Raw genomic sequence first — 13,009 nt, forward strand, 5'->3', positions numbered from 1 at the left:
GGGACGGGCGCGGCCGATGCGGTCGTGGTCAGCGCAGCAGCCCCTCGTAGTGGCGCTGCTGCATCTGCGAATCGATCTGCTTGACGGTCTCCAGGCCCACACCGACGATGATGAGGAGCGAGGTGCCGCCGAACGGGAAGTTCTGGTTGGCATCGATGAGCACCAGCGCGATGAGCGGGATCATCGCGACGAACGCGAGGTACAGCGAGCCCGGGAAGGTGATCCGGGTGAGCACGTAGCTCAGGTACTGCTCCGTCGGCCGTCCGGCGCGGATGCCGGGGATGAAGCCGCCGTACTTCTTCATGTTGTCCGCGACCTCCTCCGGGTTGAAGGTGATCGCGACGTAGAAGTACGTGAAGAAGATTGTCAGCAGGAAGTACACGAGCATGTAGACCGGGTGGTCGCCCGTCGTGAGGTACTCGGTGATCCACTGCACCCACTGCGCCTCGGGGTCGCCGAACTGCGCGATCAGGCTCGGCAGGTACAGGACCGAGGAGGCGAAGATCACCGGGATCACACCGGCCTGGTTGACCTTGATCGGGATGTAGGTCGAGGTCCCGCCGAACATCCGACGGCCGACCATGCGCTTGGCGTACTGCACCGGGATGCGGCGCTGGGACTGCTCGACGAACACGACGAGCGCGACGATCGCGAGGCCGACCGCGACGACGATGAGGAAGATGTCGATGCCCTGCGAGGTGAGGATCGCGCCGAAGGCGGCCGGGAACCCGGCGGCGACGGCGGTGAAGATCAGCAGCGACATGCCGTTGCCGACGCCCCGCTCGGTGATCTGCTCGCCGAGCCACATGATGAGGCCGGTGCCGGCGGTCAGGGTGATGACGATGATGAGGACGCCCCACCAGGTGTCGTTGACGATGAGGTCCTGGCAGCCTTCGACATTGCCGAACAGCGCACCGGTGCGCACCGTGGAGACGAGGGTCGTGGCATTGAGGATGCCCAGTCCGATCGTCATGTACCGGGTGTACTGGGTGAGCTTCGCCTGGCCGGAGGCGCCCTCCTTGTGGAGGGCCTCGAAGCGCGGGATCACCACGCGCAGGAGCTGGGTGATGATGCTCGCCGTGATGTAGGGCATGATGCCGAGCGCGAAGATCGACAGCTGGAGCAGCGCTCCGCCGCTGAACAGGTTGACGAGCCCGAACGCACCCTGGTTGAGCTGCGGGTTGGCGACGCACTGCTGGACCTGCGCGTAGTCGATGCCGGGGGCGGGGATGTACGAGCCGAGCCGGTAGAGCACGATCACGCCGAGTGTGAAGAGGAGTTTGTTCCTCAGATCGGGCGTTTTGAAAGCCCGCCCAATTGCGCCGAGCAAGCGTCCTCCTGGGGGTGTCCACCAAGGCGGGCGGCCGCGCGCGTGCGCAGGGGCCGGCGATCCTCGGATGATGAGTCGTTGAGAGTACCTGTTGAACTGTAGCAGGGTGGTTCCGCGCCCCTGAAACCGAACGGCCGGCCCCGGACGGGGGTCCCCGGTGCACGCTCAGGGGTGCGGACGCGACAGGAGGGAGGCCGCCCTCAGGCGACCTCCCTCCCAGCGACCGGGCCGAGGGGTCACCCTCAGGCGGTCGTCGTCTTCCCTCCGGCCGCTTCGATCTTCTCGATCGCGGACGCGGAGAACTTGTCGGCGGTGATGTCGAGCTTGACGGAGATCTCTCCGGTGCCCAGCACCTTGACCGGCTGCTTGGGGCGCACGGCGCCCTTGGCGACCAGGTCCTCGACACCCACGGTGCCGCCCTCGGGGAACAGCGACGAGAGCTTGTCGAGGTTGACGACCTGGAAGGTCACCTTGTTCGGGTTCTTGAACCCGCGCAGCTTCGGGAGCCGCATGTGGAGCGGGGTCTGCCCGCCCTCGAAGCCGTGCGGAACCTGGTAACGAGCCTTCGTTCCCTTGGTGCCGCGACCGGCGGTCTTGCCCTTCGACGCCTCACCGCGACCCACACGGGTCTTCGCGGTCTTGGCGCCGGGGGCAGGACGCAGGTGGTGCAGCTTCAGCACATTCTCTTCTGCCATCTCAATCCACCTCTTCGCACTTCACCAGGTGGCGCACGGTGTTCACCATGCCGCGGAACTCCGGCCGGTCCTCTTTCACGACGACGTCGTTGATCTTCTTGAGACCGAGGCTCCGGAGGGTTTCGCGCTGGTTCTGCTTGCCACCGATTTCGGACTTGATCTGCGTGATCTTCAGCTGTGCCATCAGGCGTTCGCTCCGCTCTCCTGTGCGCGCAGCATCGCGTACGGCGCGACTTCGTCGACCGGCAGGCCGCGGCGGGCCGCGACCTCCTCGGGACGCTCGAGGCCCTTGAGCGCCGCGATCGTGGCGTGCACGATGTTGATGGCGTTCGAGGAGCCCAGCGACTTCGACAGGATGTCGTGGACGCCGGCGCAGTCGAGGACGGCGCGGACCGGACCGCCGGCGATCACGCCGGTACCCGGGGCGGCCGGACGCAGCAGGACGACGCCTGCGGCGGCCTCACCCTGCACCGGGTGCGGGATGGTCTTCTGGATGCGGGGGACACGGAAGAAGTTCTTCTTCGCCTCCTCGACACCCTTGGCGATGGCCGCGGGAACTTCCTTGGCCTTACCGTAGCCCATGCCCACCATGCCGTTGCCGTCACCGACGACGACGAGCGCGGTGAAGGAGAACCGGCGTCCGCCCTTGACCACCTTCGACACGCGGTTGATGGTGACGACGTGCTCGATGAACTGGTTCTTGTCGTCGCGGTCCTGCCGGTTGCCGCGACGGCCGTCGCGGCCGCCGCCCTCGCCGCGGCCCCGGCCGCGACCGCGGTTGCGGTCATCGGTCTGCGGGGTCTCGGTCTGGGCCACCTGCTGGTCCTTGTTCTCTTCAGTGCTCACAGGGACAGTCCTCCTTCGCGTGCACCTTCGGCGATCGCGGCGACACGACCGTGGTAGGTGTTGCCGCCGCGGTCGAACACCACGGACCCGATGCCCGCGGCCTTGGCGCGCTCGGCGACGAGCTCGCCGACCCGGCGTGCCTTCGTGGTCTTGTCGTCGCCGGCGGACCGGAGATCGGCTTCCATGGTGGAGGCCGATGCCAGGGTCTTCCCGACGCTGTCGTCGATGACCTGCACGAACACGTGGCGGCTCGATCGCTTGACGACGAGACGGGGACGCTCGGCAGTGCCGTTGATGTGCTTGCGCAGACGGACGTGGCGGCGAGCGCGTGCAGCGCCCTTGCCCTTGCCGTAGCTCTGCTTCTTTCCGAAGGCCATGGTCACTTACCAGCCTTTCCGACCTTGCGGCGAACGTTCTCGCCGGCGTAGCGCACACCCTTGCCCTTGTAGGGCTCGGGCTTGCGCAGCTTGCGGATGTTTGCCGCCACCTCGCCGACGAGCTGCTTGTCGATGCCGGAGACGGTCAGCTTGTTCTGGCCCTCGACCGAGAAGGTGATCCCGGCCGGCGGCTCGACGGTGATCGAGTGGCTGTAGCCGAGGGCGAACTCGAGGTTCGAGCCCTTGGCCTGCACGCGGTAACCGGTGCCGACGATCTCGAGCGACTTCGAGTAGCCCTCGGTGACGCCGACGATCTGGTTGTTGATCAGGGTGCGGGTGAGTCCGTGGAGCGAACGCGATTCGCGCTCGTCGTTCGGACGGGTGACGCTCACGGCGCCGTCCTCGAGGGTGACCTCGATGGGCTCGGCGACGGTGAGTCCGAGCTCGCCCTTCGGTCCCTTGACGGAGACGCGGCGACCGTCGATCTTCACCTCGACACCGGAGGGAACGGAGATCGGCTGCTTGCCAATACGTGACATTGTGCTCTCCCCCTTCCTTACCAGACGTAGGCGAGGACTTCCCCACCCACGCCCTTCTTCGATGCTTGCTTGTCGGTGAGCAGACCCGAGGAGGTCGACAGGATCGCGATTCCGAGTCCGCCGAGCACCTTGGGCAGGTTCGTGCTCTTCGCGTAGACCCGCAGACCGGGCTTCGACACGCGGCGGATGCCGGCGATCGAGCGCTCGCGGTTGGGGCCGAACTTGAGGTCGAGCTCGAGCTTCTTGCCGACCTCGGCGTCAGCGACGCGCCAGTCGGAGATGAAGCCCTCGGTCTTGAGGATCTCGGCGATGTTCGACTTCAGCTTGCTGTAGGGCATGCTGACATCCTCGTGGTACGCCGAGTTGGCGTTGCGCAGACGCGTGAGCATGTCTGCGACGGGATCAGTCATTGTCATTGGGCTGTTGCCCTTCCTCGTTGGGGTTTCGTCGGCGGCGTGCGCCGCGTCGGACCTACAACGTAGAGATTCAGTTGGTCTTGAACGGGAAGCCCAGGTGGCGCAGCAGCGCCCGGCCTTCGTCGTCGGTCTTGGCGGTGGTCACCACGGTGATGTCCATGCCGCGGACGCGGTCGATCGCGTCCTGGTCGATCTCGTGGAACATCGACTGCTCGGTCAGACCGAAGGTGTAGTTCCCGTTGCCGTCGAACTGGCGGTCCGACAGTCCGCGGAAGTCGCGGATGCGCGGCAGCGCGAGCGAGACGACGCGGTCGAGGAACTCCCACATCCGGGCCCCGCGCATGGTGACGTGGGCGCCGATCGGCTGTCCCTCGCGCAGCTTGAACTGCGCGATCGACTTCCGGGCCTTCGTCACCACGGGCTTCTGGCCGGTGATGAGGGTGAGGTCGCGGATCGCACCCTCGATGAGCTTGGAGTCGCGCGCGGCGTCTCCGACACCCATGTTCACGACGACCTTGACGAGGCCAGGGACCTGCATCGGGTTGCCGTAGCCGAACTCCTCCTGGAGCTTCGGCACGATGTCTTCACGGTAGACCTGCTTGAGGCGCGGTGCCGGGCGGGTCTGCACGGTGCTGTCGGTCATCAGATGTCCTCCCCGGTACGACGCGAGACGCGGACCCGCACGGTGCGGGTGCGGCCGTCGCGCTCGACTTCCTCGGTGCGGTAGCCCACGCGGGTCGGCTTGTTGTCCTTGGGATCGACGAGCATCACCTTGGCCACGTGGATCGGTGCCTCGTGGATCTCGATGCCGCCCGCGGTGGCGCCCGAGGCGGTCTGGCCGGCCTTGCGGTGCTTGGTCACCCGGTTGACGCCCTCGACGAGGACGCGGTTGGTCTCGGGGAACACCTCGAGGACCTTGCCCTGCTTGCCGCGGTCGCCCCCGCGCGAGGCGCGGGCTCCGGCGATGACCTGCACGAGGTCACCCTTCTTGATCTTGAGCTTTGCTGCCATGCTCACAACACCTCCGGCGCCAGCGAGATGATCTTCATGAACTTCTTGTCGCGCAGCTCGCGCCCGACGGGTCCGAAGATGCGGGTTCCACGAGGCTCGCCGTCGGTCTTGAGGATGACCGCTGCGTTCTCGTCGAACTTGATGTACGAGCCGTCGGCGCGACGGCGCTCCTTGACGGTGCGGACGACGACCGCCTTGACGACGTCGCCCTTCTTGACGTTGCCGCCGGGGATGGCGTCCTTGACGGTGGCGACGATCGTGTCGCCGATGCCGGCATAGCGCCGGCCGGAACCGCCGAGGATCCGGATCGCGAGGATCTCCTTCGCGCCCGTGTTGTCGGCGACCTTGAGTCGCGACTCCTGCTGGATCACTGCTTATCTCCTGTCGTCTCGTCGGTTCTCACCGGTGGCGAGCCTGACGGAACGGATGGTTGACGTGTGTGCCCTGCCCCGGGAGTCCCGGTGGCCGCCGCGGAAGGGGCGGGACCGGGGGGAACCCGGGGCGTGTGCGGGCCTCTTACTTGGCGCGCTCGACGATCTCGACGAGACGCCAGCGCTTGGTCGCCGACAGCGGACGGGTCTCGGACACGACGACGAGGTCGCCGATGCCTGCCGTGTTCTGCTCGTCGTGGACCTTGATCTTGCTGGTCTTCCGCATGATCTTGCCGTAGAGACGGTGCTTCTTGCGGTCCTCGACCTCCACCACGATGGTCTTGTCCATCTTGTCGGAGACGACGTAGCCGCGCGCGGTCTTGCGCGAGTTGCGCTCCGACTCCTGTGCTGCGGCAGCCTGGGTCTGCTCGGCCATCACTTATCCTCTTCCTTGGCATCGGCCGGGTTCGTCCGGATCGACAGCTCGCGCTCACGGAGCACGGTGTAGATCCGGGCGATGTCGCGGCGCACGGCCTTGAGCCGACCGTGGCTCTCGAGCTGACCGGTGGCCGACTGGAACCGGAGGTTGAACAGCTCGGCCTTGGCCTTCTTCAGCTCCTCGACAAGACGGTCGTTGTCGAAGCCGTCGAGGGCGTCCATGGACAGGTCCTTGGAACCGATCGCCATTGTCATTCACCACCTTCGCGCCGCACGATGCGGGCCTTGAGAGGAAGCTTGTGGATCGCCAGGCGCAGGGCCTCGCGAGCGACTTCCTCGGGGACACCGGCGAGCTCGAACAGAACTCGACCGGGCTTGACGTTCGCCACCCACCACTCGGGTGAGCCCTTGCCGGAGCCCATGCGGGTCTCGGCGGGCTTCTTGGTCAGCGGGCGGTCGGGGTAGATGTTGATCCACACCTTGCCGCCGCGCTTGATGTGGCGGGTCATCGCGATACGAGCCGCCTCGATCTGCCGGTTGGTCACGTAGGCCGGCTCGAGAGCCTGGACTCCCCAGTCACCGAACGTGACCTCGTTGCCGCCCTTGGACATGCCGCCGCGCTTGGGGTGGTGCTGCTTGCGGTGCTTGACTCGACGAGGGATCAGCATGTGTCAGCCCTCCGATCCGGCCGCTGCGGCCGGAGCCGCCTCGGCAGTGTTGTCAGTCTTCCTCTGGCCGCCCTCGGGACGACGGTCGGTGCCCCGACCCCGTCCTCCGCGACCGCGACCGCGGGCACCGCCGCCGGCGCCGCGCGGGCCCCGTGCGTTCGGCTGTGCGGCCTCCTGGGCGGCGATCTCCTTGTCGGTGAAGTCGCCCTTGTAGATCCACACCTTGACGCCGATCCGGCCGAAGGTCGTCTGCGCCTCGTAGAAGCCGTAGTCGATGTTCGCCCGGAGGGTGTGCAACGGCACGCGTCCCTCGCGGTAGAACTCCGAGCGGCTCATCTCGGCGCCGCCCAGACGGCCGGCGCACTGCACGCGGATGCCCTTGGCGCCGGCCCGCTGCGCGGACTGGATCGCTTTGCGCATCGCACGGCGGAAGGCCACGCGGCTCGCGAGCTGCTCGGCCACGCCCTGCGCCACCAGCTGTGCATCGGTCTCGGGGTTCTTGACCTCGAGGATGTTGAGCTGGATCTGCTTGCCGGTGAGCTTCTCGAGCTGCCCGCGGATGCGGTCGGCCTCGGCGCCGCGGCGACCGATGACGATGCCGGGACGCGCGGTGCGGATGTCGACGCGCACCCGGTCACGGGTCCGCTCGATGTTGACCTTCGAGATGCCGGCCCGCTCGAGGCCGGTGCTCAGCAGGCGGCGGATCTTGACGTCCTCGCCCACGTAGTCGCTGTAGCGCTGCCCGGCCTTGGTCGAGTCGGCGTACCACTTCGACTTGTGGTCGGTGGTGATTCCGAGACGGAATCCGTTGGGATTGATCTTCTGTCCCATCAGCGGTTCCCCTTCCGTGAAGCGCCCACCGGGAGGTCGTCTCCCGATGCCAGCACGACGGTGATGTGGCTGGTGCGCTTGTTGATGCGGTAGGCACGTCCCTGGGCACGAGGCCGGAACCGCTTCATGGTCGGTCCCTCGTCCACGAATGCTTCCGAGATGACCAGTTCGTTCTCGTCGAACGCCTCACCGAGCTTGTCGGCCTGGACACGCGCATTCGCGATGCCCGAGGCGACGAGCTTGTAGATCGGATCGGACGCCGACTGTTCTGCAAATTTCAGCACCGCCAGAGCTTCGGTTGCCTGCTGACCACGAATGAGGTCAACGACGCGCCGAGCCTTCTGGGGCGTGACGCGCAGGTAACGCGCCTTCGCCTTGGCTTCCATCGCTTCCTTCTTTCCTTGTCGAAGATCGCTTCGAGCTGCCCGCCTCAGCGGCGGCGGCCCTTGCGATCGTCCTTGTCGTGGCCGCGGAAAGTCCGCGTCTGGGCGAATTCGCCGAGCTTGTGCCCGACCATGGCCTCGGTGATGAACACCGGGACATGCTTGCGTCCGTCGTGCACCGCGATGGTGTGTCCCAGGAAGTCCGGGATGATCATCGAGCGTCGGGACCAGGTCTTGATGACGTTCTTGGTGCCCTTTTCGTTCTGAGCAGCGACCTTCTGGTACAGGTGCTCGTCAACGAAGGGGCCCTTCTTGAGGCTACGAGGCATTCTTCAGGCTCCCTATCAACGCTTCTTGCCGGTGCGGCGGCGACGCACGATGAGCTTGTCGCTTTCCTTGTTGGGCTTGCGGGTGCGGCCTTCCTTCTGACCCCACGGGCTGACCGGGTGGCGTCCACCGGAGGTCTTGCCCTCGCCACCGCCGTGCGGGTGGTCGACGGGGTTCATCACGACGCCGCGGACGGTCGGGCGCTTGCCCTTCCAGCGCATGCGTCCCGCCTTGCCCCAGTCGATGTTCGACTGCTCGGCGTTGCCGACCTCGCCGACCGTGGCGCGGCAGCGCACGTCGACGTTGCGGATCTCGCCGGACGGCATGCGCAGCTGCGCGTAGGGGCCGTACTTCGCGACGAGCTGCACCGAGGAGCCGGCGGAACGGGCGATCTTGGCGCCGCCGCCCGGACGCAGCTCGACTGCGTGGACGACGGTGCCGACCGGGATGTTCCGCAGGGCCAGGCTGTTGCCGGGCTTGATGTCGGCCGTCGGGCCGGCCTCGATGCGGTCGTCCTGCTTGAGGCGGTTCGGCGCGAGGATGTAGCGCTTCTCGCCGTCCGCGTAGTGCAGCAGGGCGATGCGCGCCGTGCGGTTCGGGTCGTATTCGATGTGTGCGACGCGTGCGGGCACACCGTCCTTGTCATGGCGACGGAAGTCGATGACACGGTACTGGCGCTTGTGTCCGCCGCCGTGATGGCGGGTGGTCACGCGTCCCTGGCTGTTGCGGCCGCCGCTCTTGGACAGCGGGCGCAGAAGTGACTTCTCCGGCGTAGACCGGGTCACTTCGACAAAGTCGGCGACCGAGGAGCCGCGTCGGCCCGGGGTCGTCGGCTTGTGCTTACGGATTCCCATGAGTCTTGATCCTTCTTACGAGGGGTATCGCTTAGAGCGATCCGCCGAAAATGTCGATCGAACCTTCCTTGAGGGCGACGATGGCACGCTTGGTGTCATTGCGCTTGCCCCAGCCGGAGCGGGTCCGACGGCGCTTCCCCTGGCGATTCAGGGTATTCACCGATGCGACCTTCACACCGAAGATGGATTCGATTGCGTACTTGATCTCGGTCTTGTTCGACCGCGGATCGACGAGGAAGGTGTACTTGCCCTCGTCCATCAGGTTGTAGGTCTTCTCCGAGACGACCGGGGCGATGATGATGTCGCGCGGGTCCTTGAACGTCACGCTCATTCTGCGTCCTCCTCGCGGGTGTCGCGTCCGCCTGCCTTGACGCGGCCACGGGCGGCACCGTCGAGGAAGGTCGCCAGCGCGCCCTCGGTGAACACGATGTCGTCGGCCATCAGCACGTCGTACGTGTTGAGCTGGTCGGCGGGCAGCACGTGCACCTTCGGGAGGTTGCGGACGCTGAGATAGGTGAGCTCATCGGCGCGCTCGACGACGACGAGCTTGTTCGCCCGGTCGCTGAGGTTCGACAGCGCCGCACGGGCCTGCTTCGTCGACGGGACGTCCCCGTCGACGAGTGCGCTGACCACGAACACGCGGTCGAGGCGTGCGCGGTCGGACAGGGCGCCGCGGAGCGCAGCGGCCTTCATCTTCTTGGGGGTCCGCTGCGAGTAGTCGCGCGGCACCGGGCCGTGGACGATCCCGCCGCCGGCGTACTGCGGGGCGCGGATCGAGCCCTGGCGTGCGTTGCCGGTGCCCTTCTGGCGGTACGGCTTGCGCCCGCCGCCGCGGACCTCGGACCGGGTCTTGGTCTTGTGGGTACCCTGGCGCGCCGCGGCGAGCTGGGCGACGACGACCTGGTGGATGAGCGGCACGTTGGTCGCCACCCCGAACACGTCGGCGGGCAGCTGCGCGGTTCCGGACTTCTTGCCGGCGGCGTCGAGGACGTCGATAGTCGTGGTTTCAGTCATCTCTCTCAGGCCTCCTTCGCGGCGGAGCGAACGAGAACGACCGCGCCCTTGGGGCCGGGGACGGCGCCCTTGATGAGGAGCAGATTGTTCTCAGCGTCGACAGCGTGGACGGTGAGGTTCTGGGTGGTGTGCTTGACGGCGCCCATCCGACCGGCCATCCGCAGGCCCTTGAAGACGCGACCGGGGGTCGAAGCCCCGCCGATCGAGCCCGCCTTGCGGTGGTTGCGGTGCGCGCCGTGCGAGGCGCCCACGCCGGCGAAGCCGTGGCGCTTCATGACGCCGGCGGTGCCCTTGCCCTTGCTCTTGGCGGTCACGTCGATCTTGGTGCCGGCCTCGAACACGTCTGCGCCGAGCTCCTGGCCGAGCTCGTACTCACCGGCATCGGCGGTGCGCAGCTCGACGAGGTGGCGGCGGGGGGCGACCCCGGCCTTCTCGAAGTGTCCGGCGGTGGGCTTGTCGACCTTGCGCGGATCGATCTCGCCGAAGGCGATCTGCACGGCGGTGTAGCCGTCGACCTCTTCGTTGCGGATCTGCGTGACGACATTCGACCCGGCGGCGATCACGGTGACCGGGACCAGGTTGCTCTGCTCGTCCCACACCTGGGTCATGCCGAGCTTGGTGCCCAGGAGTCCCTTGACGGTGCGGGTGGTCGGGAGAGCCTTGGAACGCATGTTGGCCATTACTCCCCCTTAGAGCTTGATCTCGATGTTGACGTCGTCGGCGAGGTCGAGTCGCATGAGCGAGTCGACGGCCTTCGGCGTCGGGTCGACGATGTCGATGAGCCGCTTGTGGGTGCGCATCTCGAAGTGCTCGCGGCTGTCCTTGTACTTGTGCGGCGAACGGATGACGCAGTACACGTTCTTCTCCGTCGGCAACGGCACGGGGCCCACGACCGTAGCGCCCGCGCGGGTGACAGTGTCCACGATCTTGCGTGCTGCACTGTCAATGACCGCGTGGTCGTACGACTTGAGCCGGATGCGGATCTTCTGTCCCGCCATGGCGTCGTAACTCTTTCTCTTGGTCTTCCCGGACATCAACCGCCGTCCTGTACGGATCGCGCGGTCTGCTCCGGCTTGGTGTGACCGACCCCCGAGGTCGGGCGTGTCGCCACTCCCTTGCGGGCGAAGCTGACACTTCATCAATCGGCTGCCCGGTGCTGACGAACCCGCCTGCGGCAGATTCTCCCGGTGGATTCCGGCCTGTTCGCGGCTGAGTGCCGCTGTGCAGGGGTCATGAGGCCGAAATGCAACTTGTCCATCTTGTCACAGCCGCCAAGGCACCGCAAATCCGGGGCGCACGACGGTCTGTGACCTTCACCGCACCGTGCGGTGGAGGGGGGCGGGGCGGTACGGTCCCACCGCCCCTGCCGGTCTCCGGTCTCCGAATCGTCTCATGGACTGCGCGGTATCCGGAACCTGTCGCGCAATTGCGCGTCGCGTTTCGGATACCGCGCAGTTCGCCGGTGGCTGCTCAGCGCCCGGTCGAGGGGGACCCGGGGTGGAGCCGCCGTCCGCAGTGCGGTCGCCCGTGCCGGCGTCAGTCCGGCCGCTCGCGCCCTGGCCCGCGCCCGCGGCACCGTTCCCGCTGCCGCGCTTCTGCCCTCCGGCGCCCTGCTCGCTGCGGGCGCGCTCGAGGGCCCGCCTCCGGGCCTCCTCCGACTTCCGGGTGATCTCCGCGGCGCGCTCCTCGTCGCGGGTGAGGTTGTCCCCGGTCGCGGGGTCGAACACCATGACGTCGGCAGGGTCGAAGAACAGGCGCACGGTGTCGCCCTCGCGCACTCGCGACTGCGGGTCGAGCGCGGCGACGACCTGGGTGCGCATGCCCTCGCCGTCGAGGTCGCGGTCGAGCTCGTCGAGCGACTCCTGCACCTCGGGGGTGGCCTCGAAGGGGAGGTAGGCGTAGATCTCGTTGCCGAGCCACTCGGTGACATCGACCTCGGCGGTGATCACGGCGCCCCGCTCGACCTCGGACTCCTCGAGCAGGTCGGCGTCCTGGAACGCCTCGGGGCGCAGGCCGGCGATGAGCAGCTCGGGCGCCGAGGCCAGCCCCCGGGCCCGCTCCTCCGGCAGCCGGAAGGTGCCGAAGGGCGACTCGAGCTCGCCGTTGCCGCGATTGGTCACCGGCAGGAAGTTCATCGACGGGGATCCGATGAAGCCGGCGACGAAGATGTTGACCGGCTCCCGGTAGAGCTCCTGCGGGCTCGCATACTGCTGCAGCGCGCCGCGCTTGAGGACGGCGACCTTGTCCCCGAGCGTCATCGCCTCGGTCTGGTCGTGGGTGACGTAGACGGTGGTGACGCCGAGGTTGCGCTGCATCCGGGCGATCTCCGTGCGCATCTGCCCGCGGAGCTTGGCGTCGAGGTTCGACAGCGGCTCGTCGAACAGGAACGCCTTGGCGTCACGGACGATCGCGCGCCCCATGGCCACGCGCTGGCGCTGGCCGCCGGACAGGTTCGCCGGCTTGCGCTCGAGGTGCTCGCTGAGCTCGAGCATCGTCGCCGCCCGGTCGACGCGCGCCTTCACCTCGTCCTCCGGGTACGAGGTCTTGTCGAGGCGCAGCGGGAACGCGATGTTCTCGTACACCGTGAGGTGCGGGTAGAGCGCGTAGTTCTGGAACACCATCGACAGGTCGCGGTCGCGCGGGGCCTTGTCGTTGACCCGCTCGCCGTCGATGAGGAGGTCGCCGTCGGTGATGTCCTCGAGACCGACGATCATCCGCAGGACGGTGGACTTGCCCGAGCCAGAGGGCCCGACGAGGATGACGAACTCGCCGTCTTCGATCCGCAGACTGACGTCGTTGACGGCGGGGAACCCGTCGCCGTACCGCTTGACGAGATTCCGGAGCTCGATTTCAGCCATGGTGTGCTCCTTGACGGGGGCGAACGGAGGTCGGTGTGACGAGCGCGCGGG

At 67.2% G+C, this 13,009-nt stretch carries 21 protein-coding genes and 1 pseudogene; all 22 read right to left on the reverse strand.

The genetic code is table 11. The features are described from left to right. Nucleotides 1-28: 28 nt before the first annotated feature. On the reverse strand, nucleotides 29-1,330 hold the full coding sequence (gene secY / locus AB0I45_RS00305) for a preprotein translocase subunit SecY (protein ID WP_247618321.1): 1,302 nt from the start codon (nucleotides 1,328-1,330) through the stop codon (nucleotides 29-31). A gap of 242 nt (nucleotides 1,331-1,572) precedes the next feature. Continuing rightward, nucleotides 1,573-2,025, reverse strand: coding sequence for a 50S ribosomal protein L15 (gene rplO, locus AB0I45_RS00310; RefSeq protein ID WP_137317966.1), 453 nt, complete (start codon nucleotides 2,023-2,025; stop codon nucleotides 1,573-1,575). A gap of 1 nt (nucleotide 2,026) precedes the next feature. Further along, nucleotides 2,027-2,209 (reverse strand): 50S ribosomal protein L30, encoded by a 183-nt coding sequence (gene rpmD / locus AB0I45_RS00315; RefSeq protein ID WP_101652129.1) that lies wholly within the window; start codon nucleotides 2,207-2,209, stop codon nucleotides 2,027-2,029. Next, nucleotides 2,209-2,841: a 30S ribosomal protein S5 gene (gene rpsE / locus AB0I45_RS00320; RefSeq protein WP_137320277.1), complete on the reverse strand. Its 633-nt coding sequence runs from the start codon at nucleotides 2,839-2,841 to the stop codon at nucleotides 2,209-2,211. The genes rpmD and rpsE overlap by 1 nt, the downstream gene beginning before the upstream one ends. 26 nt (nucleotides 2,842-2,867) lie before the next feature. Further along, nucleotides 2,868-3,248: a 50S ribosomal protein L18 gene (rplR, locus tag AB0I45_RS00325; protein ID WP_360316398.1), complete on the reverse strand. Its 381-nt coding sequence runs from the start codon at nucleotides 3,246-3,248 to the stop codon at nucleotides 2,868-2,870. Between the two features lie 2 nt (nucleotides 3,249-3,250). Then, on the reverse strand, nucleotides 3,251-3,787 hold the full coding sequence (rplF, locus tag AB0I45_RS00330; RefSeq protein WP_137317968.1) for a 50S ribosomal protein L6: 537 nt from the start codon (nucleotides 3,785-3,787) through the stop codon (nucleotides 3,251-3,253). A gap of 17 nt (nucleotides 3,788-3,804) precedes the next feature. Beyond that, complete coding sequence (gene rpsH, locus AB0I45_RS00335; protein ID WP_101652137.1) at nucleotides 3,805-4,203, reverse strand: 30S ribosomal protein S8; 399 nt, start codon at nucleotides 4,201-4,203, stop codon at nucleotides 3,805-3,807. A 70-nt stretch (nucleotides 4,204-4,273) separates the two neighbouring features. Beyond that, nucleotides 4,274-4,846, reverse strand: a complete 573-nt coding sequence (gene rplE, locus AB0I45_RS00340) for a 50S ribosomal protein L5 (RefSeq protein ID WP_137317969.1) — start codon at nucleotides 4,844-4,846, stop codon at nucleotides 4,274-4,276. Then, a complete protein-coding gene (gene rplX, locus AB0I45_RS00345) occupies nucleotides 4,846-5,214 on the reverse strand; it encodes a 50S ribosomal protein L24 (RefSeq protein WP_101652141.1) in 369 nt (122 codons plus the stop codon). The genes rplE and rplX overlap by 1 nt, the downstream gene beginning before the upstream one ends. A 2-nt stretch (nucleotides 5,215-5,216) precedes the next feature. Continuing rightward, a complete protein-coding gene (rplN, locus tag AB0I45_RS00350; protein WP_137317971.1) occupies nucleotides 5,217-5,585 on the reverse strand; it encodes a 50S ribosomal protein L14 in 369 nt (122 codons plus the stop codon). 145 nt (nucleotides 5,586-5,730) lie between these two features. After that, a complete protein-coding gene (gene rpsQ, locus AB0I45_RS00355; protein ID WP_345029901.1) occupies nucleotides 5,731-6,021 on the reverse strand; it encodes a 30S ribosomal protein S17 in 291 nt (96 codons plus the stop codon). Continuing rightward, nucleotides 6,021-6,272 carry a 50S ribosomal protein L29 gene (gene rpmC / locus AB0I45_RS00360; protein ID WP_137320279.1) on the reverse strand — a complete coding sequence of 84 codons (252 nt, stop codon included), beginning with the start codon at nucleotides 6,270-6,272 and terminating at the stop codon, nucleotides 6,021-6,023. The genes rpsQ and rpmC overlap by 1 nt, the downstream gene beginning before the upstream one ends. Before the next feature lie 2 nt (nucleotides 6,273-6,274). Further along, entirely contained in the window at nucleotides 6,275-6,691 is a 417-nt protein-coding gene (gene rplP / locus AB0I45_RS00365; protein ID WP_101652149.1) for a 50S ribosomal protein L16, read from the reverse strand. A 3-nt stretch (nucleotides 6,692-6,694) separates the two neighbouring features. Beyond that, a complete protein-coding gene (gene rpsC / locus AB0I45_RS00370) occupies nucleotides 6,695-7,522 on the reverse strand; it encodes a 30S ribosomal protein S3 (protein ID WP_137317973.1) in 828 nt (275 codons plus the stop codon). Continuing rightward, entirely contained in the window at nucleotides 7,522-7,908 is a 387-nt protein-coding gene (gene rplV, locus AB0I45_RS00375) for a 50S ribosomal protein L22 (protein ID WP_137317974.1), read from the reverse strand. Before rplV ends, rpsC begins: the two co-directional genes overlap by 1 nt. A gap of 44 nt (nucleotides 7,909-7,952) precedes the next feature. Then, nucleotides 7,953-8,234 (reverse strand): 30S ribosomal protein S19, encoded by a 282-nt coding sequence (gene rpsS, locus AB0I45_RS00380; protein ID WP_101652155.1) that lies wholly within the window; start codon nucleotides 8,232-8,234, stop codon nucleotides 7,953-7,955. A gap of 15 nt (nucleotides 8,235-8,249) precedes the next feature. After that, complete coding sequence (rplB, locus tag AB0I45_RS00385) at nucleotides 8,250-9,086, reverse strand: 50S ribosomal protein L2 (RefSeq protein WP_137317975.1); 837 nt, start codon at nucleotides 9,084-9,086, stop codon at nucleotides 8,250-8,252. Between the two features lie 31 nt (nucleotides 9,087-9,117). Further along, nucleotides 9,118-9,417 carry a 50S ribosomal protein L23 gene (rplW, locus tag AB0I45_RS00390; protein WP_101652159.1) on the reverse strand — a complete coding sequence of 100 codons (300 nt, stop codon included), beginning with the start codon at nucleotides 9,415-9,417 and terminating at the stop codon, nucleotides 9,118-9,120. Beyond that, nucleotides 9,414-10,100 carry a 50S ribosomal protein L4 gene (gene rplD, locus AB0I45_RS00395; protein ID WP_137317976.1) on the reverse strand — a complete coding sequence of 229 codons (687 nt, stop codon included), beginning with the start codon at nucleotides 10,098-10,100 and terminating at the stop codon, nucleotides 9,414-9,416. The genes rplW and rplD overlap by 4 nt, the downstream gene beginning before the upstream one ends. A gap of 5 nt (nucleotides 10,101-10,105) precedes the next feature. After that, nucleotides 10,106-10,771, reverse strand: coding sequence for a 50S ribosomal protein L3 (rplC, locus tag AB0I45_RS00400; RefSeq protein WP_247618364.1), 666 nt, complete (start codon nucleotides 10,769-10,771; stop codon nucleotides 10,106-10,108). Nucleotides 10,772-10,789: 18 nt separating this feature from the next. Then, nucleotides 10,790-11,098, reverse strand: a complete 309-nt coding sequence (rpsJ, locus tag AB0I45_RS00405; RefSeq protein ID WP_009379191.1) for a 30S ribosomal protein S10 — start codon at nucleotides 11,096-11,098, stop codon at nucleotides 10,790-10,792. A gap of 609 nt (nucleotides 11,099-11,707) precedes the next feature. Further along, nucleotides 11,708-12,958: pseudogene (locus tag AB0I45_RS00410) on the reverse strand (ABC transporter ATP-binding protein); the annotation flags it as partial. Between the last annotated feature and the right edge of the window lie 51 nt (nucleotides 12,959-13,009).

The sequence above is a fragment of the Brevibacterium sp. NPDC049920 genome, assembly GCF_040656435.1.
Taxonomy (GTDB): Bacteria; Actinomycetota; Actinomycetes; order Actinomycetales; family Brevibacteriaceae; genus Brevibacterium; species Brevibacterium pityocampae.